The organism is Micrococcaceae bacterium Sec5.1 (genome assembly GCA_039636795.1).
GTDB lineage: Bacteria > Actinomycetota > Actinomycetes > Actinomycetales > Micrococcaceae > Arthrobacter.
In genome coordinates this window covers 1,514,950-1,540,828 of the sequence record CP143430.1, presented here as the reverse complement: position 1 = coordinate 1,540,828, position 25,879 = coordinate 1,514,950, and the positions used below count along the sequence as shown (strand labels likewise).

Here is a 25,879-nt window from a genome sequence, read left to right as displayed (position 1 = left end):
TTTGTCCCGCGAAGCCCGTCTAGCGTGGGAGTCGTTCCGGTAAGTCGACGTGCCGGAGCCGCCGCGGCGAGAACCCTGCAAGGGGTTCGCCGCACCTCGAAACGATGGCGTCCCTCGAAGACGCCATCAGCGGATCGAGCGGACGCTGTAGTAGCGAGCCCCCTCCCGGGGGATCAGGGCATGCGCCCCACTCCACGAAGTCCAACACTCCGCGAGAAGAGCAAGCATGAACACGCACTCAACCCTTCAACGGCCGCGCCGCCGGCTGCGACAGGCAGCCGCCCTCGCAGCCGCAGCCAGCGTGGCCGGCAGCATCCTGCTGGTGACGCCGGCTGCGCAGGCCAACCTGCCGGCTGACCCGCCGTCGAGCACCATGCCGGCACCCACGCCCGGCTTCCCGCTGCCCAGCCTCCACACGCAAGAGGCGTACGACCCGGCAGCCAACTTCACGTCCAAATGGACCCGTGCGGACGCCAAGCAGATCATGGCACAGAGCAACACCAACGTTGCTCCGGGCCAGAACTCAATGAGCCCCGACGTCACCATGCCGGAAATCCCCAAGGACTTCCCCGCCATGAACGACGACGTCTGGGTTTGGGACACCTGGTCCCTGACGGACGAGAACGCGAACCAGATCAGCTACAAGGGCTGGGACGTCATCTTCTCCCTGGTAGCTGACCGGCACGCCGGCTACGGCTTCGACCAGCGCCACTGGAACGCCCGGATCGGGTACTTCTTCCGCAAGACCAACGCTGATCCTGCCAAGGACAAGTGGAACTACGGCGGACACCTGTTCCTGGACAACACGTCCATCGGCAACACGGAATGGTCCGGCTCCACGCGCCTCATGCAGGGCAACAAGATCAACGTCTTCTACACGGCCACCACGTTCTACGACGTTGCTGAGCGCAACGCAGGCGGCGGCGGCATCGCTCCGGATGCTGTCATCGCCAAGGCACTGGGCAACATCCACGCCAACCAGGACGGCGTGACCTTCGACGGCTTCGAGCACACCAAGCTGCTGGAGCCGGACGGAAAGATGTACCAGAACAAGGCCCAGAACCCGGGCTTCGCATTCCGTGACCCGTACACCTTCGCGGACCCCGCCCACCCGGGCAAGACCTTCATGGTCTTCGAAGGCAACACCGGCGGCACGCGCGGCGATTACAAGTGCAAGCAGGAAGACCTCGGCTACCAAGCGGGCGATCCCCACGCCGAGAGCCTGAACCAGGTCAACACCACCACAGGTGCCTGGTACCAGACCGCCAACGTGGGCCTGGCTGTGGCCGACAACAAGGACCTCACCAAGTGGAGCTTCCTGCCCCCGATCCTGTCCGCCAACTGCGTCAACGACCAAACTGAGCGTCCGCAGATCTTCATCCAGAACGAAAACGGCAAGAACAAGTACTACCTGTTCACCATCAGCCACCAGTTCACCTACGCGGACGGCATGCGCGGCCCGGACGGCGTCTACGGCTTCGTGGGCAACGGCGTTCGCTCCGACTTCCAGCCGGTGAACAACAGCGGCCTGGCCCTTGGCTCCCCCACGGACCTGAACATGCCGGCCAACGCGCCGGAGGGTCCGGACCCGCGCCAGAACGGCCGTCAGTTCCAGGCTTACTCGCACTACGTACAGCCGGGCGGCCTCGTGCAGTCGTTCATCGACAACGTGGGCGGCGTCCGCGGCGGCTCCCTGTCCCCCACCGTGAAGATGAACTTCCAGGGTGGCGTGACGCAGGTTGACCGCAGCTTCGGCAAGAACGGCCTCGGTCCGTTCGGCTACCTGCCCACCAACCTCCGCGTTGGCGGCGAAGGCCTCTACAAGTAGGCCGCAACACCCCCGGCCGTTAGGCCACGGCAGGGGTGGGGGCTCCACAAGGGCCTTCACCCCTGCCACTCCCCAACCCCAGGATCTCTCCCCATGACTTACCCCAATCCCCGCCTTTCCCGCCGCCACCTGCTGGCCGCAAGTGCCGCCGTCGTCGTCGCCTTTTCTGCTGCCGCCTGCACTGCTCCAGCACCGGAAAGCACTGCTCCGGCAACGGAAAACCCGACGTCGGCCCCCACCCCGGGCGGGCACCGGCCATCCGCTTCGGATCCGTGGCGGCCCGCAGCCCACCTGACTGCTGAAAAGAACTGGCTCAACGATCCCAACGGCCTCGTCTACCACGACGGGACCTACCACGCCTTCTACCAGTACAACCCGCGCGGGAACTCGTGGGGCAACATGTCCTGGGGCCACTCCACCAGCAAGGACCTGGTGCACTGGGAACAGCAGCCTGTTGCCATGGAGGCGAGCCCGGAGGAGGAAATCTTCTCCGGTTCGATCGTGATGGATAAGAACAACGCGTCCGGACTGGGGTCCGCCCAGAACCCACCCATGGTGGCCCTCTACACCAGTGCCTATGGAAAGAACGGCGTGCTCCCACAAGGTGCGCAGGCGCAATCAGTGGCCTTCAGCCTGGACAACGGAAGCACCTGGCAGAAGTACAAGGGCAACCCTGTCCTGAACCTGGCGCCCACCAACAACAACTTCCGCGACCCCAAGATCACCTGGTACGAGCCCGGCCGATACTGGGTGATGACCACTGTCGTGGCGGACGCGCAGGTAGTGAAGATGTTCAAGTCCACGGACCTTCTCCACTGGGACTTCCTCAGTGATTTCTCCGGAGTCGGCGCCCAGGGCGGACTCTGGGAGGTGCCGGAACTCGTCCAGATGGACGTAGAGGACTCCACCGCGAAGAAGTGGGTCATGCTGCTGAGCATCAACCCCGGTGGCATCGCGGGTGGCTCGGGCATGCAGTACTTCGTCGGCGACTTCGACGGCACCCGTTTCACGGCCGAGAACGCCGCGCCCGCCGATGCCCCGCTCACCGAATCCCAGTGGCTGGACCATGGCGCCGACTACTACGCGGCAAACTCCATCTCCGGAGCACCCGGCGGCAAGCCCGTGCTCCTTGGCTGGATGGGCAATTGGGACTACGCCCAACACGTTCCCACCACGCCCTGGCGCGGATCCATGGCAATCCCCCGCGAGCTCACCCTGGTGCGGGGCCAGAAGCGGCTCGAACTGCGATCGGCCATTGCCGGCGTGGCGAGGGAATCACTCGAAAACGCCGGAGGTGAGGTGAAGAGCAAAAACCTCACCGTCGGCCCGGACGTGCAGGATCTTGGCAGTGATTTCGCCAGTCGTACGCAGCTCATTGAGCTTGAAATGGACCTTACCTCTGCGCGCGAGGCAGGAATTCTCCTTCGTCGATCCGCTGACGGCAGCGCTAGCCTGCGTATCTCCTACAACAAGGAAAAGCGCACCGTAAGGGTTGACCGTTCCAACGCCGGGACCAGCAACTTCTCCGAGAAATTCAGCCCCTATCACGAGGTTGCCCTGCCCTCCTCCGGCAGCGACAGCAAGGTCCGCCTCCGCATCCTCCTGGATTCCTCGTCCGTGGAGGTCTTCGCCCAGGATGGGGCGGCAGTCATTTCGGACATCTTCTTCCCGGACTGGGACATCACGGGATCCTCTGTGTTCAGCATGGATGGGAACACGGACTTCACCGTCCGATCCCGCCCCCTCTAAAGCAACGCGGGGTCAGATATGGCCCATTGCGACTGGATTTATGGGCCATATCTGACCCCGCGTTGCCTATGGTGTGGGCAATGAGGATAGTTTTGTCCCTATGACATCAAGCGATGCCGCCCTTAACCAGCTGCTCACCGACGCCCGCGAATGGGCTTCCCACGATCCGGACCCCACGACGTCGGCCGCTCTCCTTGAGCTCACCGACCTCGCCAGCGGCGGTGACGCAGGAGCAGTCCAGGAATTGGTCGACAGCTTTAACGGCACGCTGCAGTTTGGCACCGCGGGCCTTCGAGCGGCTCTCGGCCCAGGCCCCAACCGGATGAACAGGGTGGTGGTGCGTCGGGCAGCGGCTGGCTTGGCTGCGTTCCTGACCGAAGCGGTGGCCGCAGCTGCGCCGGGTACCCGGCCGCGCGCCGTCGTTGGCTTTGACGCCAGGTATAACTCGGACATTTTCGCGGAAGAGACGGCCGCGATCTTCACGGCGACGGGGATCGAGACCTTCCTGATGCCGGCAGCGCTCCCGACGCCGTTGCTCGCCTATGCGGTCAGGGCGCTGGATTGCGACGGCGGCGTGATGGTCACCGCGAGCCACAATCCGCCGCAGGACAACGGCTACAAGGTTTATCTTGGCCGGCACGCCGTGACTGAGAGTGGCAAGGGTTCACAGATAGTGGCCCCGTACGATGCTCAGATTGCGGAAAAGATTGAGGCCGTGGGAACCCTGGCGTCGATCGAACTGGCCGCGGCTGGCTGGACAGTACTTCCCAGCTCCATCGCCACGGATTATGAAGCGGCGATGGCAGGTCTGGTGGATGCAGAGCACTTCCCCTCGCGGGACCTGAAGATCGTCCTCACCCCCATGCATGGCGTGGGCGGCGAAACGGCCGTATCCGTGCTGAACGCAGCGGGCTTCACGGACGTCACCCTCGTCGCTGAGCAGGCAGAACCTGACCCCGATTTCCCCACCGTCGCATTTCCCAATCCGGAAGAGCCCGGCGCCTTGGACTTGGCGCTTGCGGCTGCAGCAGACCTGGGTGCCGACATCGTCCTGGCCAACGATCCCGACGCCGATCGGGCCGCGGTTGCTGCGGTTGACCCCGCAACGGGAGCCTGGCGGATGCTTCGTGGGGACGAAGTTGGTGCGCTGCTGGGTGCACATATCGTTGCGCGCATGGCCGCCGGCGCAAGCGAAGAACCACGTGCAGGCGTCTTCGCCAACTCGATCGTGTCCTCACGGCTGCTCTCCCGCATTGCGGCTGCGGCGGGCTATGCCCATGAGGAAACACTCACGGGCTTCAAGTGGATTTCGCGCGTTCCGGGACTCACCTATGGGTACGAGGAAGCGCTGGGATACTGCGTGGCGCCGGATCTGGTCCGGGACAAGGATGGCATTTCAGCGGCCGTGCTGATCGCGGAATTGGCGGCAACCGCCAAGGCCGAGGGCAAGACGATCTTCGACACCTTGGATGAGCTGTACCTGGTGCACGGGCTTCACGCCAGTGACCAGTTGAGCATCCGAGTGGCTGACCTGGGGCTCCTGGACGCCATGATGAACCGCTTGCGGGTCAACCCGCCGGAAGCGTTCGGAGGCTCCGCCGTCGAGATTTTCACCGATCTTGCCGAAGGCAGCGAATCCTTGCCGCCCACGGACGGGCTTTTGTACCTCACGCGGGATCAGAGCCGCGTCATCATCCGGCCCAGCGGCACGGAACCAAAGCTCAAGTGTTACCTGGAGGTCATCCAGGCTGTGGAGTCGGCAGCAGAGCTTCCAGCTGCCCGCCAAGCAGCGCGGACATCCCTGGACGATGTCCTTCGGGATGTCCGCGAAGCGTTGGGCTTATAGCCGCCGGAGTCTGGCGGGTTCTTAGAGTTCGACCTCGATGTAGCCATCCACAAGGCGGGTGGCAAAGGTTGCGAGTTTGAGGTCTGGATCGGTGAAGCACTCACCGGTTTCGAGGTCGTAAACCTCTTTGTGCAGCGGCGACGCAATGGTCGGCCGGCTGCCGCGGGACCCGATGATGCCGCGGGCCATGACGTTGGCCAGGGTGGCCGGGTCCTGCTGTGCGACGGCGAAGACTTCGCCGGGTGCGATGCGGAACAACGCTACCTGCCGGCCCTCGATGAGTGCCGCTTCGCCCCAGGCCACTTCGAGTTCGTCCACCGGGCACACACGGTGCCATTCGCCAACGGCGGTAGTAGTCAGTTCGTCGGCACGGTCCAGAATTACGGTCATTTCAGCCCCTCTCACTGTGTCCGGGCGCTGGCAATTTCCACCTTCACTCCCCCGGACCGGGCCACGCTTGCGGCCACTCTTCAAAGCTAGGGCGCGGGTGTTTCATCGGGGGTCCGCATTTGTGTCCGGTGCGTAAAAGAGACCTCACACCCCGCGAAATGCGTTCGTGATGCAGAAGTTAAGATCACGAAACAAAAGGGAAACTGAAGCGAAACTGCCCGTCCCTAGGCTGGAAGCACAAGTTGCGGAGATCCGTCTGCAACATCTGCGAAAGGCCCACCAGTGACCGGACACACTTCAAGTACAGAGAACCCGCGCCGCATCGTTGTCGTCGGAGGCGGCCCTGCGGCCCACCGTTTCGCCGACGCAATGTACAACCGCGGTCTTGAAGGCTGGCAGGTTACGGTGCTCACCGAAGAAGCCCACCTCCCCTACGACCGCGTTGCGTTGAGCAAGGCATTGACGGAAATGGACGTTGACCTCACGTTGGGCGAGGCGTCCATGTGGGACCACGAGGCATTGACGCTGAAGACCGGCGAGCGCGCCGTCAAGATCGATGTCGCAGCCAAGAGCGTCCTCACGGCCGCAGGGAACAAGTACGAATACGACCACCTGGTGGTGGCTTCTGGTTCAAACGCTGCCCGCCTGCCCATTCCCGGCAACGAGCTCACTCACGTTTACCGCACGCTTGAAGACGTCTGGGCCATTAACAAGGCCATCGCCGACCTCACGGAAAAGCTTGGCCGCAAGGTCAACGCGGTCACGATTGGTGGAGGCCTCCTCGGCCTTGAGTCCGCGGCCGGCACGGAGCAGCTGGGCGCCAACCCGATCGTCATCGACGGCTCGCAGTGGCTTATGGCCACCCAGCTGGATGAAGGCGCCGGCCAGGCGATGGGCCGCCTGATCAAGGCCAAGGGCTTCGAAGTGCACAGCGGCGTCTTCCCTTCCGAGGTGTTGTCCGACGACGACGGCCAGGTCACCGGAGTCCTCATGGCCGACGGCCGCACCATCGACGCAGATATGGTGATCGTCGCCATCGGCGTACGGCCCCGGGATGAACTCTTCCGCGCCGCAGAGGGTGAAGAGCAGCTCTTCTCGCTTGGCCAGCGCGGGGGCGTGGTGATCAACGATTTCTGTGCCACCGAGGTGGACGGTATTTGGGCCATCGGTGAAGTGGCCAACTTCGGAGGCATGTGCCTGGGCCTCGTTGCCCCCGCCAACACTATGGCCGAGATCGTTGCAGACCGCCTTAACGGTGGCGAGGCAACGTTCCCGGGATTCGATACGGCCACCAAGCTGAAGTTGTCCGGCGTGGATGTTGCGAGCTTCGGTGACGCCTTCGCCCGCACCGAGCACTCCCTCGAAATCGTCTATGCCGACCCCGCCCGTGGCGTCTACCAGAAGATCGTCACCACTGACGATGCCAAGACCCTCCTGGGCGGCATCTTCGTCGGCGACGCTTCCCCTTACATGAGCCTGCGCCCGCTGCTGGGACGTGAACTGCCTGCCGAACCCGGCGCCTTCCTGAGCGCTGCCGGTGGCGGCGAGGCTCCGGAAACCGAGCTTCCGGATGATGCAATCCTGTGCTCCTGCAACAACGTGTCCGCCGGAACCATTCGCGACACCGTCAACGGTTGCGGTGCCTGCGAGGGCAACGCTCCGGTCCAGGAACTCGGCGAGCTCAAGGGCTGCACGCGTGCCGGCACCCAGTGTGGTTCCTGTGTCCCCATGTTGAAGAAGCTCCTCGAAGGCGAACTGAAGAAGTCCGGCATCGAGGTTTCCAAGGCCCTCTGCGAGCACATCAGCCTGTCCCGCCAGGAGTTGTTCGACGCTATCCGCGTCCTGGAACTCACCTCCTTCGAGGAGATCATGGCCAAGTACGGCACTGGTGCCGGTTGCGATATCTGCAAGCCGACCATCGCCTCCATCCTGGCCAGCCAGCATTCCGCTTACGTCCTGGATGCCGGCCGTGGTTCCCTGCAGGACACCAACGACCGTGCCTTGGCGAACATGCAGAAGGACGGCACGTACTCGGTGGTTCCGCGTATCGCCGGTGGTGAAATCACCCCCAAGGGACTCGGTGTCATTGCAGCGGTCGCCGAAAAGTACAACCTGTACACCAAGATCACCGGTGGCCAGCGCATCGATATGTTCGGTGCCCGCCTGGAGCAGCTGCCGGACATCTGGAAGGAACTGGTTGACGCCGGCTTCGAGTCCGGCCAGGCGTACGGCAAGAGCCTGCGCACGGTGAAGTCCTGCGTCGGATCAACGTGGTGCCGTTTCGGCGTCCAGGATTCCGTAGCCATGGCCATCGCCCTGGAGCTGCGCTACCGCGGCCTCCGCAGCCCTCACAAGCTGAAGATGGGTGTTTCCGGTTGCGCCCGTGAGTGTGCAGAAGCCCGCGGCAAGGACGTCGGCGTCATTGCCACCGCTGATGGCTGGAACCTGTACGTGGGCGGCAACGGCGGTGCCACCCCGGCACACGCCCAGTTGCTCGCCAAGGATCTGGATGACGAAACACTCCTGAAGTACATCGACCGCTACCTCATGTACTACATCCGTACCGCCGACCGCCTGCAGCGCACGGCGCGCTGGCAGGAAGAGCTCGACGGCGGCATCAAGCACGTTGAGGAAGTAGTGGTACACGACTCCCTGGGCATCGCCGAAGAGCTTGAAGCCGCCATGGCCAAGCACATCGACACCTACGAGGACGAGTGGGCTGAGACCCTGAAGGACCCGGAGCGCCTTCGCCGTTTCCGTTCCTTCGTCAACGCCCCCAACCAGAAGGACGAGTCCATCTCCTTCGTTCCGGAGCGCGGCCAGATCCGTCCCGCGACGAACGAGGAAAAGGGCGGCGTGCTCATCGCCTCCACCATCCCGGTCCGCCGCGAAACTGTCGGCGCAGAACGCGTCGGCGCAGAGAACTAGGGGTACCCATGCAGCTCACCATTGATCTCACAGGCCGCGAGGTCCTCGTCACGGGATCCGAAAAGGCCGCCCGCCAAGCGGTTCGACGCTACCAGGCTGCCGGGGCCAAGGTGTTCCGTCTCAGCACGCCTGCCGGCGCACCCGGCGACGGTCCGCTGCCGGAACGTCCGTTCCTGGTAGCAGTGGTGGACGACGGCGACACGGGCTGGGAGCCGTTGGTGGAACGCTGCGGCGGCGCCGGGATTCCGGTTGCCTTCGAGCCCGCACCAGGCAACGAGGGCCATGTAACCCTGGTGGGAGGCGGACCTGGCGCCTTGGATCTCCTCACGGTTGGTGCGGTGGACGCCCTGCGCGATGCCGACGTCGTGTTTTACGATCGCCTCGCCCCGTACCAGGAGCTGGCCGACTTGACGTCCGGCGAGTTGGTGGACGTTGGAAAGCAGCCCGGGCACCACAAGGTCACCCAGCGTGACATCGAAAAACTCATGGTGGAAGCCGCCCTCCTGGGCAAGAATGTGGTCCGGCTCAAGGGCGGCGACCCTTACGTCTTCGGCCGCGGCGGCGAAGAAGTGGCCGCCTGTGTTGCCGCCGGCGTTCCGGTCCGCGTGATTTCCGGCGTCACCAGCGCTATCTCCGTTCCGGCCGCAGCCGGGATTCCGGTAACGCACCGCGAGGTCAGCCACATGTTCACCGTGGTTTCCGGACACGCTCCCCTGACGGAGAAGGAACACACGCACCTGGCAGGACTCGGCGGCACGATCGTTGTCCTCATGGGCATCGGAACCCTCCCGCAGCTTGCCGCCGGCCTGCGCCGCGCGGGCATGGAATCCGACATGCCGATGGCCGTGGTGGAGCGGGGCTACCGCCCGGGCCAGCGCACTACCATCGCCGATCTGGGTACGATCGAAACGGCAGCCACCGGCTGCAGCAACCCGGCCGTGCTGGTCATAGGCGAGGTGGTCCGGGTGGCTGAAGCCAACCGTAATCATGCCGAAGCATCCGCTGAACTGAGCCGACTCGCGGCTTCGCTCCTTGAAGCCTGAAAGTAAATCAATGACTGTTGCACGTGCCTTTGAAATCCAAGACGTCACAACCGCCACGGACGTTTCAGAAGCTACCGAAGCGCCGCTGGACGGGTTCCGCATCGGCGTCACCTCGCATCGCCGTTCCAGGGACCTCATCGAGGCCCTGGAACGCCGTGGTGCGAGCGTGCTCCATGCTCCGGCCTTGAAGATCGCGCCCGTGCAGGAGGACATGGTCCTCATCGAGGACACCCGCACCATCATCGCCGCCAAGCCTGATATCTGCATCGCCACCACGGCCTACGGCATGCGCCGCTGGTGCGAGGCAGCAGACTCCTTCGGCATCGGCGAGCAACTCCTGGAAACACTCTCGGCCTGCCGCATGTTCGTTCGGGGACCCAAAGCCCGCGGTGCCGTCCGCGCGGCCGGCCTTGCCGACGTCGGAATCAGCAGTGACGAAACCACAGCGACGCTCGTCGACATGCTCCTGGTGGAAGGCGTCCGGGGCAAGACCGTTGCTGTGCAGCTGCACGGCTACACCGACGTGCGCCAACTGGAGCGGCTGCGGATGTCCGGCGCCAGGGTCCTGACGGTGACGCCCTACCGCTGGGTCAAGCCCGACGGCGAGGACAAGCTGCCGCGCCTGATCGAGGCCGTCTGCAACGGCAACCTTGATGTCCTGACCTTCACCAGCGCCCCGGCCGTGGACGCAATGTGGAGCACCGCGCACGAGATGGGCCTGTACCGCCAGCTTATTGAAGCGCTCAAAGGTCCCGTGACGGTAGCCGCCGTTGGGCCCGTCACCGCACAGCCACTGGTCGACGCCGGGCTGACGCCACTCATTCCCGACCGTTACCGCATGGGCGCACTGATTCGCCTGGTGACGGAGCACCTGTCCTTGAACCACGTGCGCCGCCTGGAAACCAAGAGCGCCACCATCGAACTTCGCGGGCGCTGCCTGCGGATCAACGGCGAAGTGATTGATCTTGCGCCAGCCCCGCTCCTGCTGCTCCGGGCCCTGCTCGGCGCCGGTGGTGCGGTGCTGTCCCGTGAAGCGCTCTCGGATCTCCTGGACCTGCGTGGTTCCGTACACGCCCTGGACATGACCGTCAGCCGGCTGCGTTCCTCGCTTCCGGACGGCAAGCTCGTGGAAACCGTCGTGAAGCGCGGGTACCGGCTGCGGGCTTAGGTTCCCTACCATCAGAAGGGAGCGACGCCTTGAGCGTCGCTCCCTTCTGACGTTTTTGGGAAAGTGACTAGCTCTTGTGCACCAGGTAGATGGCGCCGGTGGTCACGTCCTCTTCGAGAGCCTCCAGCGTACGCCCACGGGTTTCGGGGACCTGGGTGTAGATAAACACCAAGGCGAAGATGCCCACAACACCAAAGAGGAAGAACGTTCCCGTGATCCCCATCCCGGCAACAAGTGTGGGGAAGAAGAGACCCAGCAGGGCGTTGGCGATCCACAGGCAGAAGACTGACAGGCCAATGGCGAAGCCACGGACGTGCAGCGGGAAGATCTCAGACAGCATCACCCACACCGCAATGTTCAGGAACGTCTGCATCGATCCTACGAACGCAACCACCAGGAAAAGGATCACGAACGGCCTGGCCGCATTGCCCACCGGAAGGACGATCGACGCGATCCCGATGAGGAAGTGGCAGACCGTAGTCAAGGTGAAACCCAGGAGCAGCGTTGTGCGGCGGTTGACGCGCTGCATCAGCGTCAGCGCAATGACACCACCGACGACGGCGATCACACCGGGCGCGATGTTGGCGACGAGCGCGGCATTGGAAGTGAATCCCGCCTCAACGAGTACGGACTGGCCGTAGTACATGATCGAGTTGATGCCCGTCAGCTGCTGGGCAACGCCCAGCCCAATGCCTACAAGAATGATGCGCAGGATCCACTTGTCCTTCAGCGCGCCCCATGAGGTAGCCCTCGATGCCCTTTCTTCGTCCGCCAGGTGCTTGACGTCTGCCATTTCTGCCTCGGCGCGATCCTCGGAGCGAATGGTCTTGAGCACGGCCAAGGCTTCCGGGTTCCTGCCCTTGGAGATGAGCCAGCGTGGAGATTCCGGCATCCGCAGCATGCCAAAGAACAGTGCGATGGCGGGAAGAGCGGCAACGGCGAGCATGATGCGCCAGACTCCCCCCACTTCGCCCCAGACATTGCCGATGATGGCGTTGACAACGAACGCAGCCAACTGGCCGATGACAATCATGAGTTCGTTCCGCCCGGCCAGGGAACCACGGATTTCGTACGGAGCCAGCTCAGCAAGGAAGACGGGCACCACGGTGGAAGCACCGCCAACGGCCAGGCCCAGGATGACGCGCCCGATGACCATTACCTCGAAGCTTGGCGCCGAGACACAGGCCAGCGTACCCATGAGGAACAGCACGGCCAGGAGGATGATCGTCTTCCTACGGCCCCAGCTATCCGAGAGGCGCCCGCCGCCAACTGCTCCGGCAGCTGCCCCAAACAACAGTGAACTGGTGACGATCCCTTCCGTCAGCGGTGTCAGTCCGAGGTCGGCCGTCATTGGCCTCAGTGCGCCGTTGATGACACCAGTGTCGTAGCCGAACAGCAGGCCGCCGAATGTAGCCACCAGGGCAACAAGCCCCAAGCGCTTACGATGCGGGCCATTGGTTAGCGGCGGAAGGGCAGCATTGCCGGTTCCTTTGCTCTGCGTTTGCGTAGCAGACATCAGGACTCCTTTGTCGGTGTGTTGCAGGCCATAGTCGCCTGCCCTGAAGTACAGACTAACGCGCGAAAGGCTTAAATGTAAGGTCAAACTAACAAATGACGAATTTTCATTCTTTTCCCCGTGGGAGGATGAACTATGGCTCCCGATTCTCAGCACCGCCCCGCCACGCAAAGCGACGTCGCGCGCGAAGTGGGCGTTTCCCGGACCTTGGTGTCTTTCGCCTTCCGCGGCGCACCCGGTGTCAGCCACGAGACAAAGCAGGCCATCTTCGAGGCAGCCAAGCGTCTCGGGTACCGGCCAAACGCCGTGGCCGCCGATTTGGCACGCAAGCACCGTTCCGCCGTCGGGCTTTATCTGCTGGACATCCGCAACGAGATCTACGCTGATGTCCTCAGCGGTGTCCGCACCGCGCTACCCCAAGACAGTAACCGGCTCATCTTAAGCGTTTCGCGGTCCGTGGACGGCGTGGATCCGGGTGCGCTGGAGTCCCTGATTGAGGCCCGTGTTGGAATTATCATCGCGGCTACGCTGCTGGACTCAGACGAACGGGTGCAAGAAATGGCCCGGATCGTCCCCCTGGTGAGTGTGACGCGGCCGGTGCACGGCGTGGACAGCGTGTACTCGGATGACCTTGCGGGCGCGCGGGCGGCAACTGAACATCTCCTCGGACTTGGCCATACGCGCATCGCCCATCTCTCTGGCCCGGTCTACGACGGCCACGTCGTCCGCCGCCAGAGTTACGAGCAGACAATGCGCGACGCCGGGCTCTCACCGCAGACGGTGGCAGCAGAGGACTTCACACCGGATGCAGGACAGCGCGCCGCCGCGCAGATGCTGAATAATTCCGACCGGCCGACTGCGATTTTCACCCACAACGACCAGTTGGCGCTTGGCGTTCGCGAAGCCGCCTACGCACTGGGACTCTCGATTCCCGAAGATTTGTCCCTTGTGGGCTATGACAACACAAGGACCGCCCACCTGCACGGCATCGACCTCACGTCCGTGGACTTGCATGCTGTTGAATTGGGTCGGACCGCCGGGACAGTAGCCCTGGAACGGCTCAATAATCCGGACGCCCCCATCGCCGACGAACGCCTCATGCCGCAATTGGTGGTGCGCAACTCCACGGGCCCGGTCAGGCGCGCGGGGTAGGTTCGTTTACCGGCAGGTTCGTTTACCGGGGCAGGTGGTACCGAACGTGGGTGACGAGCTTGGTGCCGGCCACTTCCGTAGGCTCAAGCTTGAGACTCCCCACGCCGTCCAGCAACCGCTCGCCACCACCAAGAGTCATGGGCGAAATGTGGAGCCGTAGCTCGTCCATCAACCCAGCTTGGATGTACTGCCGGGCCGTCTGGGCTCCGCCAGCGATGGCCACGTCTTTGCTGCCTGCGGCCTCCCGCGCCTGTGCAAGCGCGGATTCGATCCCGTCGTTCACGAAATGGAACGTGGTGCCGCCCTGCATCTCCAGCGGCTCATGCTGATGGTGTGTCAGAACGAAAACCGGCGCGTGATATGGCGGTTCTTCACCCCACCACCCACGCCATTCCTTGTCCCACATGTCTGGGCCCGGTCCCGCAAACATATTCCGCCCCATGATGAAGGCGCCGGCGGCGAGGATTTCCTCAACCTGGGCCGCGTTGGCTTCGGGCTCTTCAAACATCCATCGGTGCAGAAGCTCTCCGCCGTCGCCCAAGGGCTCCGACATCCGCTGGTTCGGACCGGCAACGAAGCCGTCCAGGGAGATGGTCAAATCGCACGTCACTTGGCTCATTCGCCCATCATGCCACTGGGCAACCTTCGCCAACCAGGGCAGCCCTCGCCAAATCGGCCACCTACGGCGGAAACTAGGGCTACACATCTCAGGAGGACCACATGACATCCGTGCTGATAGAGCGACTCAACATCCTGGTCGGCCAATGGGAGACCACTGCCCCCGGCATGGACGCGGTGGGTCGGACAACGTTCGAATGGCTGCACGGTGGCGGATTCCTCATCCAGCGCTCCACTGTTGAGAGGCCGGAATTCCCGAATGCTATTTGCACCATCGGCGCTACTGGATCCGACGGCGCACTTCAGCAGCATTACTTCGATTCCCGGGGCGTCGCCCGCATCCTGGACATGACCCTGGAAGAGAACGTGTGGACCCTTTTCCGGGATGGACCCGATTGGCCGCAACGCTACATCGGACGCATCAGCGAGGACGGGAACACCATCACGGGCCGATGGGAGCGGGGAACCTACCCAGGCGGACCGCTTGAGCACGACTTCGACCTCGTGTACACACGGAACATCGCGTGACATCCAACCAGTCAAGCCGGATCAACGGGATAACTCCACCTCATGGACAGATCCCCGGCCCGGTGGGAACATAAGGGCGATAGTCCGGAGGCATCGCCCGGTCACGCCGGGGCTGCCTTCAGGTCAGCTTTCCTCTGAGAGGAACGGCCATGGGTCGTCTGGGGACCGGGAACAGCGGGAATACTGGTGCGGAACCGGCGCCCGATCCGGCGCGCCACAGTCCAGGCATCGAAAAAGTTGACGCCGTAGTGGTCGGTTCCGGATTCGGCGGTTCGGTGGCTGCCCTCCGCTTGGCCGAGGCCGGACAATCCGTGGTGCTCATGGAACGTGGCAAGCCCTATCCTCCAGGTAGTTTCGCGCGTTCGCCAGCCGAGATGGGCAGGAATTTCTGGGACCCGGATCGCGGACTGTACGGGCTCTTCGATGCGTGGACATTCCGGGGCACGGAGGGGTTGGTATCCAGCGGCCTGGGCGGCGGTTCACTGATCTATGCCAACGTCCTCCTGCGCAAGGACGAAAAATGGTTCGTCAACGAATCCCCCATCCCCGGCGGCGGTTACGAGAATTGGCCTTTCACACGGGCGGACCTTGACCCGTACTACAAAACCGCAGAAGGCATGCTCAAACCGGTCCGTTATCCGTACAACGACACGCCGAAAACCATGGCCATGGAGAAGACGGCTGCAACGCTGCGGCTGCCCATCAGCAGGCCGCCCATCGCCGTCACGTTCTCCACGGATCCTAAGAAAGATCCCCAAACCAACAGGCCGCTCCCCCTCCCCGACTACGGCAGCATCCACGGCCCTGACACTGTGCGGACCACCTGTACCCTCAGCGGTGAATGCGACATCGGCTGCAACGCGGGCGCCAAGAACACGCTGGACCACAACTACATCTCCGCAGCGGCTGCCAAGGGCGCGGACATCCGCACATTCCACGATGTCCGCGGGATCAGGCCACTTGCGAGGGGAGGCTACGAGGTCCGTTACGTGGTGCACGATCCCGAGCGCCAAGGCGAACTCCTGAAAGAGCGGATCATTCACTGCCGCCGCCTCATCCTCGGCGCCGGCACGTTCGGCACCAACTTCCTGCTCCTGCGCAACCGAAGCTCCCTGCCCGCCCTCAGCGACGCCTTAGGCACCCGCTTCAGCGGCAACGGCGATCTCCTCACGTTCGTCATGGACGCCAAGACACCGGCCGCCAACGGATCCCCACCCGGAGTGCGAACACTCACCGGCAGCCGCGGACCCGTCATCACCACCGCGATCAGGATCCCCGATTCCAACGACGACGACGGCGATGGTCGCGGCTACTACGTGGAGGACGCCGGGTATCCCGCCTTCATGAACTGGCTCATGGAGACCGCCCAACTCAGCACCACCGTCAAACGAACGGCCAAAGTTGCCCGCCAACTGCTGATGGACAGGCTGTTCGACGCCGGCCGCTCGAACGTCTCCGCCGACCTCGCCGCCGCACTGGGTGACGGGCGCCTCTCCTCCAGTTCCGTGCCGCTGCTGGGAATGGGCCGGGACATCCCCGACGGCGTCATGACCCTTCGCGACGGAAGACTCGCCATTGCATGGACCATGGCCACGTCCAAGGACTACTTCGGACGCGTCCGCGGAACAATGTCCGAGATCGCCAAGGACCTCGACGGAGATTTCGTAGACAACCCGCTGTGGTGGGCCAAACGTGTCATCACGGTGCACCCCATCGGCGGGGCACCATCGGGCCGCCACCCTGGCGAGGCGGTGTGCGACTCCTACGGCGAGGTGTTCGGTTATCCCGGCCTGTTCGTGATGGATGGGGCAGCCATGTCTGGCCCCGTGGGTGCCAACCCTTCGCTGACCATTTCCGCTTTTGCCGAACGCGCGTGCCACCACATCCTGGAGAACGCCCAGGGTGCCGGGCACAGGGGAATTACCCCCGCCGACGCTGCTGGAAGTGACGACCTGGCCAGTGATGACTCGGCTGGCGCTGACAGCCGGGCCAACGACCTCGACGCTTCGGCTCCGCGCGAATTGGCGCCTGACGCTACCAAGGGCAAGGGCGCGCGGGAGGAGCGGCCTGCGAGCGCCGCCACCGAGGGCGCACCTGCCACGACGGGTGCAGGGACTCGTGGTTTGGGGCTGCAGTCACACCCGGACCAGGCAACCCTGGACGCGGAAGCCGCTGCGACAGACGCCACCACCTCGGTGCGTTTCACCGAGCAGATGCACGGCTGGTTCAGTCCCGGTCTCAGTGATCCGGAGAAGGGTCGAAGCCTGGGCAGGGACCGGGGCCGCGGGATCATGTTCGAGCTGACGATTACTGCCGAGGACATGGACGCGTTCGTTGAGGATCCGAGCCACCCGGCGAAGGCCGAGGGGTATGTCCTCGCAGACTATTTCGGTGGCCGGATGCCGGTGGAGCGTGGCTGGTTCAATCTCTTTGTGGAGGACGTTTCCGACGACGGCAGGCCAGCCAGGCGCATGCTCTACCGGTTGTGGCTGCGGGACCCGGGCGGAACGCCGTTCACGTTCACCGGGTACAAGCTGATCCATAACGAGGCCGGGCTGGATATTTGGCAGGACACGACCACGCTGTACGCCACGATCCTGCGAGGCCATGTTCCGCCGTCGGAAGCAGTTGACGTTGATGAGCCAGGCGGGCAGGAGCCAGGCCAGGAGGATGTCTTCGGTGCCGGCATTCTGTACATCCGCCCCTTGGACTTCGCCAAGCAACTGACCACGTTCCGTGCCGAGGGCCCGGCACCGGCCGCGGGTTTGGCGTCCTTCATGAAATTGTTCGCCGGTGAGTTGTGGGAGGTCTACGGGCGGGGCCTCAAACGGGTCCCGTTCCCGGTCCGGAGACCACTGCGACGGCCACGCAGATGAAGAGCTGGGAGCTTGCGAAGCACCGTACTGTCCTGGGCTTCACTCCCCAGGCAGCGGTTCGCTGGCTCTCGCCGATGTCGCTGGCACGGACGGCATTGAAAGTCATGGCGGCTACTGTGTTCGCGGACTTCGGTGACAAGAGGGAACTCGAGGGGAGCTTCCCTGCCGATCAATTGCGCCTGGATAAACTCCCGGTCCCCGGCCAACCAGCCCAGCCGCCGGTCACGAGCCGCGGGCTTCCAACCCCCGGAGAGCTTGAGGCATCCCGCACCACAAAGCCCGACGAGCCCTTGAGCCCCGCTGATCTGTGGCTCGATTACACCGCAGATCTTGGCGACGGCTTCGACGCGACCTACTCCGTCGCAATGCTGCTCGCCCAGGACAAGGTAACCGTTCAGGGCCATGAGCTCCCCCGCGGAAGCGTGCTGGTCCTCGGGGGTGATGAGGTCTACCCCGTCGCCTCACCGGCTGCCTACGAGAACCGGATGGCAGGACCATACCGGATGGCGCTGCCCACCAAGCACAATCCCACACCCATCATGCTCGCACTCCCCGGCAACCACGACTGGTACGACGGCCTGACCTCGTTCATCCGGATGTTCACCCGGCAACGAAGCATCGGGGGCTGGCGGACCATCCAGACGCGCAGCTACTTCGCGGTCCGACTCACCGGACAATCGGGCACCCAGGGTCCCGATGGATCACAGGACGGTACGCCGGGCTGGTGGCTCCTGGGCCTGGACAGCCAGCTGGGACAGTACATCGACGAACCACAACTGGATTACTTCTACCGGAACGTCACGCTCCAACTCCAACCAGGGGACGCCATCATCCTGTGCGTGGCGGCTCCCTTTTGGGTTGACGCCGAGCACCCGGGGCCGAACGAGTTCAGGCAGGTCAACTTTTTTGAGCAGGACTACCTTCGTCGTCGGTTCAATCCCGAGACCGGCCTGTTCGAGGCCACGGGCGCAAACGTCCGGCTGTGGCTCACCGGCGACCTGCACCACTATTCCCGCTACGAGGAACGAACGCCGACGGAGGAACCGGGCCCTGACAGACCGGGCGCCCAAAACCTCCCACCGGACTCAACGAGAACGCAAATGATCACCTGCGGCCTGGGCGGCGCCTACCTTTCAGATGCCCATTGGCTCCCGGAACACCTCACCCTTCCCTGCCACGAAAACGCACCGGGCATGTCCTCCAGCGTCACCCAAGCCGGAAACCCTCACGGCGACCACGAAGAAGCACCTACCCGGCACTTCACCCGCATGCCCACCCTCTACCCGGATCAGGCCGACTCCCAGTTGCTCGGTCCGAGGCTTGCGAACCCCTTCTCGCAATACTGGCTTCCCATCCGCAACCCTGGCTTCGGTTTGTCCCTGGGCATTGTCCACGTCATCGCTGCACTAACGCTCTGGACAGTCTTCAGCGCATTCCGCGGGGAATCGTTCGTGGACAGCCTCCGCAGCCTGACCCACGGAAACACCCTGCTCCTCATCGTCATCTTGATCCTTGCGATGCCACTCCTGCTCGCAGTCCTCTCACTAGCGGCACGGCTGCTTGGGCTGGCGAAGGCAGGAATCGTGGTCTTCACCCGCGGCGCGCTCTACCAGCTGTCCGCCCTTGCGGTGAGTGCCGCCGTCGTGATCCTGCTTCCCTGGCCGGCCGGCTGGCCCGACGTCGTGATTCTGCTGCTGGCGCTCGCGGTGGTGTATCTGGGTGGCTGGGCGCTTGGCAGTGAGGCCTTCGCGCTGTTCATCCTGGCGACGCCAACCGGTGAAGTCTCTACCTGGAAAATGTCCGGGCAATCCATCGAAGACCATAAAGGATTCCTCCGCCTCCACCTCGCCGCTGACGGCAACCTCACTGTCTACCCGCTTGTGGTGGACACAGTCTGCCGCGATTGGCAGCTGGTACAGAACGACGACGGCGCGCGGCTGGTCCCGGAACCCGGCCTGCCCGGCGTACGGCTGCTTGAAGAACCCATCACCATCACGCGGAAAGGAACCGCACCATGATCATCACCCGTGCCGAGCACCGGACCGAGGTCATCCCGTTCCGTGCCCGGGACAACACCCCTTTGAGCCTTGTCCATGTGACGTCGGCGGTGGAGGTGACGAAAGGGCCGGTCATGCTGGTCCATGGGTCCGGCGTGCGGGCGGAGTTGTTCAGGCCACCGGTCCGGACCACCATTGTGGACGTCCTGTTGGGAGACGGATGGGACGTGTGGATGCTGAACTGGAGGGCATCCATCGATCTCGATCCCTTGTCCTGGACGCTCGCCGACGCCGCCGTGTACGACCACCCTGCCGCCGTCGAGCATGTGCTGAATGCGACTGGAGCGGACACGATGAAGGCTGTCATCCACTGCCAGGGATCGACGTCGTTCACCATGTCCGCCGTGGCCGGTCTCCTGCCCCAAGTGGACACCATCGTCTCCAACGCGGTGTCCCTGCATCCCGTGGTGCCTGCGTTCTCGCGGCTCAAGATCGACTACCTGACGCCCGTGGTCAAGATCTTCACCCCTTACCTGTCCCCGGCATGGGGCTATAAATCGCAGGGCTACTTCACGCGGGCCATCCGAGGCCTCGTCAAGGCCACCCACCGCGAGTGCGACAACATCGTCTGCAAGATGGTCAGCTTCACCTACGGCAGCGGCCGCCCGGCGCTCTGGGCCCACGAAAACCTCGACGACGCCACTCATCAATGGCTCAGCGGCGAGTTCGCCGAGGTCCCGGTGACGTTCTTCGAGGAGATGGGCCGCAGCATCAAAGCCGGGCACATGGTAGCTGCCGGAAACCATCCGGAACTGCCGGAGAACTTTGTGGCCGAGGCTCCCCAAACCGATGCGCGGTTCGCGTTCATCGCCGGGCTGGACAACCTCTGTTTCCTTCCCGAAAGCCAGCAACGCACCTTCGACTTCTTCCAAAAGCACCGGCCCGGGAAGGACTCGCTCCACCTCATCCCCGGCTACGGACATCTGGACGTCTTCTTCGGTCAGCATGCCTGGCAGGACACCTTCCCGATCATCGTGGAGGAGCTCAACAAAACCAAGGAGCCAAGGTCATGAAAACACTCACCGAACTGGTTACCCCCCTGCTCAAGCTCATGCCGTCCCCGGTTCCCCGACGCCAGGAACGCCTCCGCGGCCAGCACGCACTGGCCGACGGCATCAAGTACGTCATGCCGGTCAATTCCGACGACTCCCCGGTGCTCATGGCGGCCTTCCCCATCAACAAGAAAGCCGCAGCGGCCGCACTCCCCGGCACCGAGATGAGGCCCTTCAGCCTGGGCGGCAAAGGGCTGCTGGTGGTCACCGTGGTCAATTACAAGTCCACGGACATCGGCAAGTACATCGAATACTCACTGGCCATCGCCATCACCCACGGCAGCAGGCCGGCCCCGCCCATCCTCCCGCTGATCTTCCAGAAAACCTTCAAGCTGGGGCAGTTCGTGGTGGACCTGCCCGTCAGTTCGGAGGTTTCCGTCAAGGGTGGCAAGGGAATCTGGGGCATGCCGAAGCACCAGGCCAACCTGGACTTCGTCGTCACTGACTCCACAGTGTCAGCACAGTACGACAAAGATGGCCAACTCGGTTGCTACATCGAAATCGAGCGTCCCGACCCACTTGGGCTGCCACTGAAGCTTGCTGCGTCGAACTACTGCGTATTCCGGAACATGCTCTGGAAATCGGACATCTACTTCGAAGCTACCGGAGACATCACACTCGGAGCACAGGCCAAGGCACGCCTCATCCTCGGTGACGCGCCCGGCGTCGAGCCTTTGAAGAATCTGCAGGTGGAAAGCAAACCCGTGTTCACCGCCTGGCTGCCGCAAGCCCACGGTGTTCTTGACGATCATTACGAAGCCTGGTTCCTCACGGCACCTACCGAATCCGCTGCTGCAGCCCTTCGAGGAGGCGACATGCTGGACAGCGTCGTGAACCTGGGCCAGGGCCAGGAATGGCTGACCCCGCCGGACCGGAGCAGGATCGCAGGGACGGCGCCAATGGGCACGGCACGAGACTCCGGCGCCGTACCCCGCGCTACTCCGGGAAGCCTCCAATGAACTGGCTACTGCTCATCAACGCGCTCTACTTCCTGTTCGGCGCCACGATGTATGTGGGCACCATGTGGGTCCTCAAATTCTTCCTGTACCCCACATGGCGCTCGCTGGCCCGTGAGAACGTCGACATGCACTTCGGCATCCCCACGCGCGCAGCAACCAAGTTCTTCACGGTCGTGGTGCCCATTATGTTCATTTCAGGCGGCATCCTGGTCTGGTCCGAGTGGGGCACCATCCGTGTCATCCCAGCCATCATCTGCCTGCTGGGAATCATCGTCCTGACCTGGGTGGGCCAAGGCATCATCATCCCCATCAACAAGCGCATCCGCGGCGGCGACTTCGCGGACGACGCCGAACTCCGCACCCTGCTGAAGCGCTGGATGATGCTCAACGACATCCGCTTCTACGTCTCCACGCTGACCTGGGCCTCCATGGTGTGGCTGCTCGTGGACCGCGGACGCCTGCTGGAGTCCTTCGCATGACCGCCCATCAGCCGGCACAACCCACACCCCACTCCCAGCCTCACCACCAAGCGCGACGCCCCGGCTTGCTGGCCTGGGCCACCGCCGATCCACTGCGCGCCATCCTCGCAGCGATCGCCATCATCACGGTCCTGACCGGTGCCGTGCAGGTCCCGTTTGGCGGACAAATATTGCCCTTGATCGGCGCCGACCCCACCCCTGGAATGCGGCAACTGTTCGGCACAGTGGGCATGTTCATGGTGGTGGTTGGCGGACTGCTCCTCCACACCCTGCTCAACGCCGCACCCTCCCCCGAGGTGGTGCTCTGGTCCGGACTGCAGAAAGCCGGCGCATTCGGCGCCGTCGGAATCGGGGTACTGAACGGCGTCTTCTCACCCATCGCGCTGCTGGTGGCCTTCTTTGACCTCGCGACGGCGGTACTCCTGTTCGTCTATTGGCGCAGGATCAGTGGGGGCATGACCGGAGGAAGCGCGCTGTGAAAAGGTCACTGGTGCTCGCCGGCGGCGGAATGCGCGTGGCCTGGCAGGCCGGCGTCATGCGTGCGCTCGCCGAGGAAGGCCTGGAGTTTCACCATGTTGACGGCAGCTCCGGCGGGATCCTGACGGCGGGGATGCTGCTGTCCGGGGTGTCGCCGGAAGAAATGTGCACCCGCTGGTCCAGCGTGAACGTGAAGGACTTCGGCTCGGCGCTGCCGATCGGTGACTACCTCAAGGGCCCGTGGGCGCTGCCAGCTATTGGGGATGCGGACGGGATCCTGAACAAGGTCTTTCCCGCACTCGGGATTAATGATGCGACTATCCGGGGCCGCGCGGCGGAACCGGGCGCCGTCGAAGGTTCCTTCAACGTCGTGGAATTCACTGAAAAGCGCTGCCACGCCATCGATGCCACCGCCATCGACGCGGAGCTTATGGCCGCGGGAATGTCTCTGCCCATCTTCCTGACACCGCTGCGCCGGGACGGGAAGATCTGGACGGACGCCGTCTGGATGCGCGACGCCAATGTAGCCGAAGCCCTGCGTCGGGGAGCGGAGGAAGTATGGCTGATTTGGTGCATCGGCAACTCGCCCTATTGGGGTGACGGGCCCTTGGAGCAGTACGTGCACATGATCGAAATGAGCGCCATGGGAGCCCTCCTTGCTGATTTCGAGGCTGCGAGCGCGGCTGGACGCGAGTTTGTGCTGCATGTGGTGCGTCCTGAGCATCCGCTCCCGCTCGATCCCGAGTTCTATCTGGGAAGGATCGACGCCGATACCCTGATCGGCATGGGATACCGGGACGCCCGGGCGTACCTGGATACCATGACGCCAGCCGGCGTTCCAAAGGACGCCAATTGCACCGCCATGACAGAACCGGCTGCCGGCGTCCGTTTCAACGACACTTTGCGCGGAGACTTGGACGGCTCACCCCTGACGTTCAAGGCCACCGTCATGCTGCCCACGGCCGGGTCCACTGTGCCCCCACAGTTCACGGGATTCCTGGAGCACCCGCTCTTCGACGGTCGCGTCTTTTTCTCGGATGGGCGCGTTGAAACGGAAGGCCACGACGTCACGTACCGTGCCCGGATCAGGCTCGACGGCGGGTGGCAGGACGTGTCCCTGACCCGCACCTTGCGGGACGATCCCGGTCCGGATGCCTGGACCGACTCGCGCCAGGCAGTATTGCAAGTGGACGGGTTGCCGGCGGGAAGCCTGACCATGAGCCTGGCCGACGCCGCGGGACTTCTGGCCTCGGTGGAGCCAGTGGGTGCCCATGGCTTCGTTGACCGGGCAGAGGCCGTGGCCAGCTTCGCCGCCAACGGTTTTCGGGAGTTGCTCGCACGGTACTGAACTCCACTGTGATCGCTAACTCCGCTGTGATCCACGTTATTACCGGCTGGTAAACAGCGCGCTACCGATCTGCAAAAGATGGCAACAAGGGGGAAACACCCGCGAAAAACCGGCACCCTACGCTGATGATCAACAGGTCACGCCAGCGAAAGGGCCAAACATGTCCTCCACACCCGTTCACATCGTCATTGCAGGCGCAGGTCCCGCAGCCCAGGCTTTGGTGCGGCGGCTGGCCGGCAGCGGTTCAGCTTCCCGGCAACGCCCCTTCGATGGCACCGTCACCGTGCTCAGCAATCGCGACGAATGCCCGGAGGCGCTCCTGGAACTGGCAGAACTGCCGCAGGTCTCGGTCCGGTTCGGGCAGCCGGCAAGCTTCATTGACGCGGCAGCAAAGATCGTCACCACCGTGGACGGCATGGAGTTCTCCTACGACCAACTCGTGATCGCCACGGGTTCAGCTCCAAGCCTTCCGCCGGTCGCCGGGGCCGAAGACGGTCTGAGCTACTCCACCATCGATGACGCCGCGGACATCGGTGAAGCAATCAAGGACGTCACCAGGATCGTCGGCCGGCGCCCGCTGGGAATCCTCGTGGGCAATGGCCCCGCAGCGGGCCAGGCAGAGGCCGTGCTCCGGGCCCGCGGTGTCCGTCCCGTCCGCACCACCCTCCGGCCAGCCGCCGTCGTTCGTTCCACCTCAGGTTCCACGCCAGCGGCGACCGGCATCCTGTTCGAAGACGGCAGCAGCATGAACGGCGACCTCGTGGTCCTCGCCGAGGAACGTATCGCGCGCAGCGAGCTTGCCGAAAGCGCAGGTCTCCTGATTGCCTCCGACGGCGGGATCGCAGTAGGGCGCGACCTCACCACGTCCGTCCCCGGCATTTGGGCGATTGGCGACGCGGCTTCCTGCGACGGCCTCCGACTGGGTCTTCTCCTTTCTGCCGAGTCCTCCGCGATGCTGTGCGCCTCGGGGATGCTGTTGGGCGCATGGGGCAGCAACCAGCAGGCCGCGATGGCGGCCTGACTGCTGCTTCTCTTGCCATTGTGGACAACCCCAACCGGCACCCGGACCATATGGCAAGATGGTCCTTTGACGGGCAGTGACAACCCTGCGGCCATCGGGCCGGCCACGCCCGGCACGGAAGGATCCCATGAGCAACGAAGCCGTCGCGCCTGCAAGCATCGCCTCGTACATCGACCACACACTGTTGAAGCCGGAGGCCAGCGAGGCCGAGGTTTTGAAGGTTTGCGCCGAGGCCGTCGAGTACAAATTCAAGTCCGTCTGCGTCAATCCGATCTGGGTCAAGACCGTCACCAAGGCCCTCAAAGGATCCGGAGTCTTGACCTGCTCCGTTATTGGGTTCCCGCTGGGCGCCACACCCAGTGACGTCAAGGCATTCGAAGCCCGCGGTGCAGTGTTGGATGGCGCCGATGAGATCGACATGGTGATCAACATGGCGGCCGCCCGCGCGAATGACAAGGGTGCCTTGGTGGATGACATCACCGCCGTCGCCGAAGCTGTCCACGCCGGCGAAGCGATCCTGAAGGTCATCATCGAGACGTCCATGTTGACCGATGAACAGAAGGTCATTGCCTGCGAATCAGCCGTGGAGGCAGGGGCTGACTTCGTCAAGACCTCCACTGGTTTCAACGGCGGCGGAGCAACCCTTGAAGACGTTGCCTTGATGCGCAAGACCGTCGGACCTGATGTTGGGGTCAAGGCGTCAGGCGGAGTGCGGTCCCTGGCTGACGCACAGGCTATGATTGCTGCTGGTGCAACACGTATCGGAGCGAGTTCCGGAATAGCCATTGTCAAAGGTGAACAGGGTTCATCGGATTACTGAGGCATCCGCAACCGCCACAGATTT

20 protein-coding genes are annotated in these 25,879 nt (G+C 63.7%); 17 read left to right on the top strand and 3 right to left on the bottom strand.

Going from position 1 to position 25,879, the window contains the following annotated elements:
* Positions 1 to 226: 226 nt before the first annotated feature.
* From VUN82_07190 to VUN82_07180, 3 genes are all read left to right on the top strand, one after another.
* Positions 227 to 1,828, top strand: a complete 1,602-nt coding sequence (locus tag VUN82_07190) for a glycoside hydrolase family 68 protein (GenBank protein ID XAS73611.1) — start codon at positions 227 to 229, stop codon at positions 1,826 to 1,828.
* Positions 1,829 to 1,921: 93 nt separating this feature from the next.
* A complete protein-coding gene (locus VUN82_07185; GenBank protein ID XAS73610.1) occupies positions 1,922 to 3,577 on the top strand; it encodes a glycoside hydrolase family 32 protein in 1,656 nt (551 codons plus the stop codon).
* A 100-nt stretch (positions 3,578 to 3,677) separates the two neighbouring features.
* Positions 3,678 to 5,423 carry a phospho-sugar mutase gene (locus VUN82_07180; protein ID XAS73609.1) on the top strand — a complete coding sequence of 582 codons (1,746 nt, stop codon included), beginning with the start codon at positions 3,678 to 3,680 and terminating at the stop codon, positions 5,421 to 5,423.
* A gap of 21 nt (positions 5,424 to 5,444) precedes the next feature.
* Here the strand turns inward: VUN82_07180 and nirD are convergent, their stop codons facing one another.
* On the bottom strand, positions 5,445 to 5,813 hold the full coding sequence (nirD, locus tag VUN82_07175; GenBank protein XAS73608.1) for a nitrite reductase small subunit NirD: 369 nt from the start codon (positions 5,811 to 5,813) through the stop codon (positions 5,445 to 5,447).
* Between the two features lie 282 nt (positions 5,814 to 6,095).
* Between nirD and nirB the strand changes: the two genes are divergently transcribed.
* Genes nirB through VUN82_07160 form a run of 3 tightly spaced genes read left to right on the top strand, consistent with a single transcriptional unit; the run spans position 6,096 to position 10,952 of the window.
* Positions 6,096 to 8,741 carry a nitrite reductase large subunit NirB gene (gene nirB / locus VUN82_07170; protein ID XAS73607.1) on the top strand — a complete coding sequence of 882 codons (2,646 nt, stop codon included), beginning with the start codon at positions 6,096 to 6,098 and terminating at the stop codon, positions 8,739 to 8,741.
* Positions 8,742 to 8,749: 8 nt separating this feature from the next.
* Entirely contained in the window at positions 8,750 to 9,784 is a 1,035-nt protein-coding gene (gene cobA / locus VUN82_07165; protein ID XAS73606.1) for a uroporphyrinogen-III C-methyltransferase, read from the top strand.
* Positions 9,785 to 9,794: 10 nt separating this feature from the next.
* Positions 9,795 to 10,952, top strand: coding sequence for a uroporphyrinogen-III synthase (locus VUN82_07160; protein XAS73605.1), 1,158 nt, complete (start codon positions 9,795 to 9,797; stop codon positions 10,950 to 10,952).
* 67 nt (positions 10,953 to 11,019) lie between these two features.
* Here VUN82_07160 and VUN82_07155 read toward each other — a convergent pair whose 3' ends face one another.
* Entirely contained in the window at positions 11,020 to 12,468 is a 1,449-nt protein-coding gene (locus VUN82_07155; GenBank protein XAS73604.1) for a sugar porter family MFS transporter, read from the bottom strand.
* 135 nt (positions 12,469 to 12,603) lie between these two features.
* Here VUN82_07155 and VUN82_07150 point away from each other — a divergent pair, with 135 nt between their 5' ends.
* Positions 12,604 to 13,620: a LacI family DNA-binding transcriptional regulator gene (locus VUN82_07150; protein XAS73603.1), complete on the top strand. Its 1,017-nt coding sequence runs from the start codon at positions 12,604 to 12,606 to the stop codon at positions 13,618 to 13,620.
* A gap of 22 nt (positions 13,621 to 13,642) precedes the next feature.
* Here the strand turns inward: VUN82_07150 and VUN82_07145 are convergent, their stop codons facing one another.
* Entirely contained in the window at positions 13,643 to 14,239 is a 597-nt protein-coding gene (locus VUN82_07145; GenBank protein ID XAS73602.1) for a dihydrofolate reductase family protein, read from the bottom strand.
* A gap of 101 nt (positions 14,240 to 14,340) precedes the next feature.
* On the opposite strand from VUN82_07145, the gene VUN82_07140 reads away from it, so the two are divergent.
* The 10 genes from VUN82_07140 to deoC all read left to right on the top strand — a co-directional run bounded on the left by VUN82_07140 (position 14,341) and on the right by deoC (position 25,855).
* Positions 14,341 to 14,766, top strand: a complete 426-nt coding sequence (locus tag VUN82_07140) for a hypothetical protein (GenBank protein XAS73601.1) — start codon at positions 14,341 to 14,343, stop codon at positions 14,764 to 14,766.
* Positions 14,767 to 14,915: 149 nt separating this feature from the next.
* On the top strand, positions 14,916 to 17,642 hold the full coding sequence (locus VUN82_07135; protein XAS73600.1) for a GMC oxidoreductase: 2,727 nt from the start codon (positions 14,916 to 14,918) through the stop codon (positions 17,640 to 17,642).
* Entirely contained in the window at positions 17,639 to 19,660 is a 2,022-nt protein-coding gene (locus VUN82_07130; protein XAS73599.1) for a hypothetical protein, read from the top strand. The genes VUN82_07135 and VUN82_07130 overlap by 4 nt, the downstream gene beginning before the upstream one ends.
* Entirely contained in the window at positions 19,657 to 20,712 is a 1,056-nt protein-coding gene (locus VUN82_07125) for an esterase (GenBank protein ID XAS73598.1), read from the top strand. Before VUN82_07130 ends, VUN82_07125 begins: the two co-directional genes overlap by 4 nt.
* Positions 20,709 to 21,710, top strand: coding sequence for an acetoacetate decarboxylase family protein (locus tag VUN82_07120; GenBank protein XAS73597.1), 1,002 nt, complete (start codon positions 20,709 to 20,711; stop codon positions 21,708 to 21,710). Before VUN82_07125 ends, VUN82_07120 begins: the two co-directional genes overlap by 4 nt.
* Positions 21,707 to 22,189: a hypothetical protein gene (locus VUN82_07115; GenBank protein ID XAS73596.1), complete on the top strand. Its 483-nt coding sequence runs from the start codon at positions 21,707 to 21,709 to the stop codon at positions 22,187 to 22,189. The genes VUN82_07120 and VUN82_07115 overlap by 4 nt, the downstream gene beginning before the upstream one ends.
* On the top strand, positions 22,186 to 22,668 hold the full coding sequence (locus VUN82_07110; protein XAS73595.1) for a hypothetical protein: 483 nt from the start codon (positions 22,186 to 22,188) through the stop codon (positions 22,666 to 22,668). Before VUN82_07115 ends, VUN82_07110 begins: the two co-directional genes overlap by 4 nt.
* Entirely contained in the window at positions 22,665 to 24,014 is a 1,350-nt protein-coding gene (locus VUN82_07105; GenBank protein ID XAS73594.1) for a patatin-like phospholipase family protein, read from the top strand. The genes VUN82_07110 and VUN82_07105 overlap by 4 nt, the downstream gene beginning before the upstream one ends.
* A 160-nt stretch (positions 24,015 to 24,174) precedes the next feature.
* The gene (locus VUN82_07100; GenBank protein ID XAS73593.1) at positions 24,175 to 25,035 is read left to right on the top strand and encodes an FAD-dependent oxidoreductase; all 861 of its coding nucleotides are present in this window, start codon (positions 24,175 to 24,177) and stop codon (positions 25,033 to 25,035) included.
* 127 nt (positions 25,036 to 25,162) lie between these two features.
* Positions 25,163 to 25,855 carry a deoxyribose-phosphate aldolase gene (gene deoC, locus VUN82_07095; GenBank protein XAS73592.1) on the top strand — a complete coding sequence of 231 codons (693 nt, stop codon included), beginning with the start codon at positions 25,163 to 25,165 and terminating at the stop codon, positions 25,853 to 25,855.
* Positions 25,856 to 25,879 lie beyond the last annotated feature (24 nt).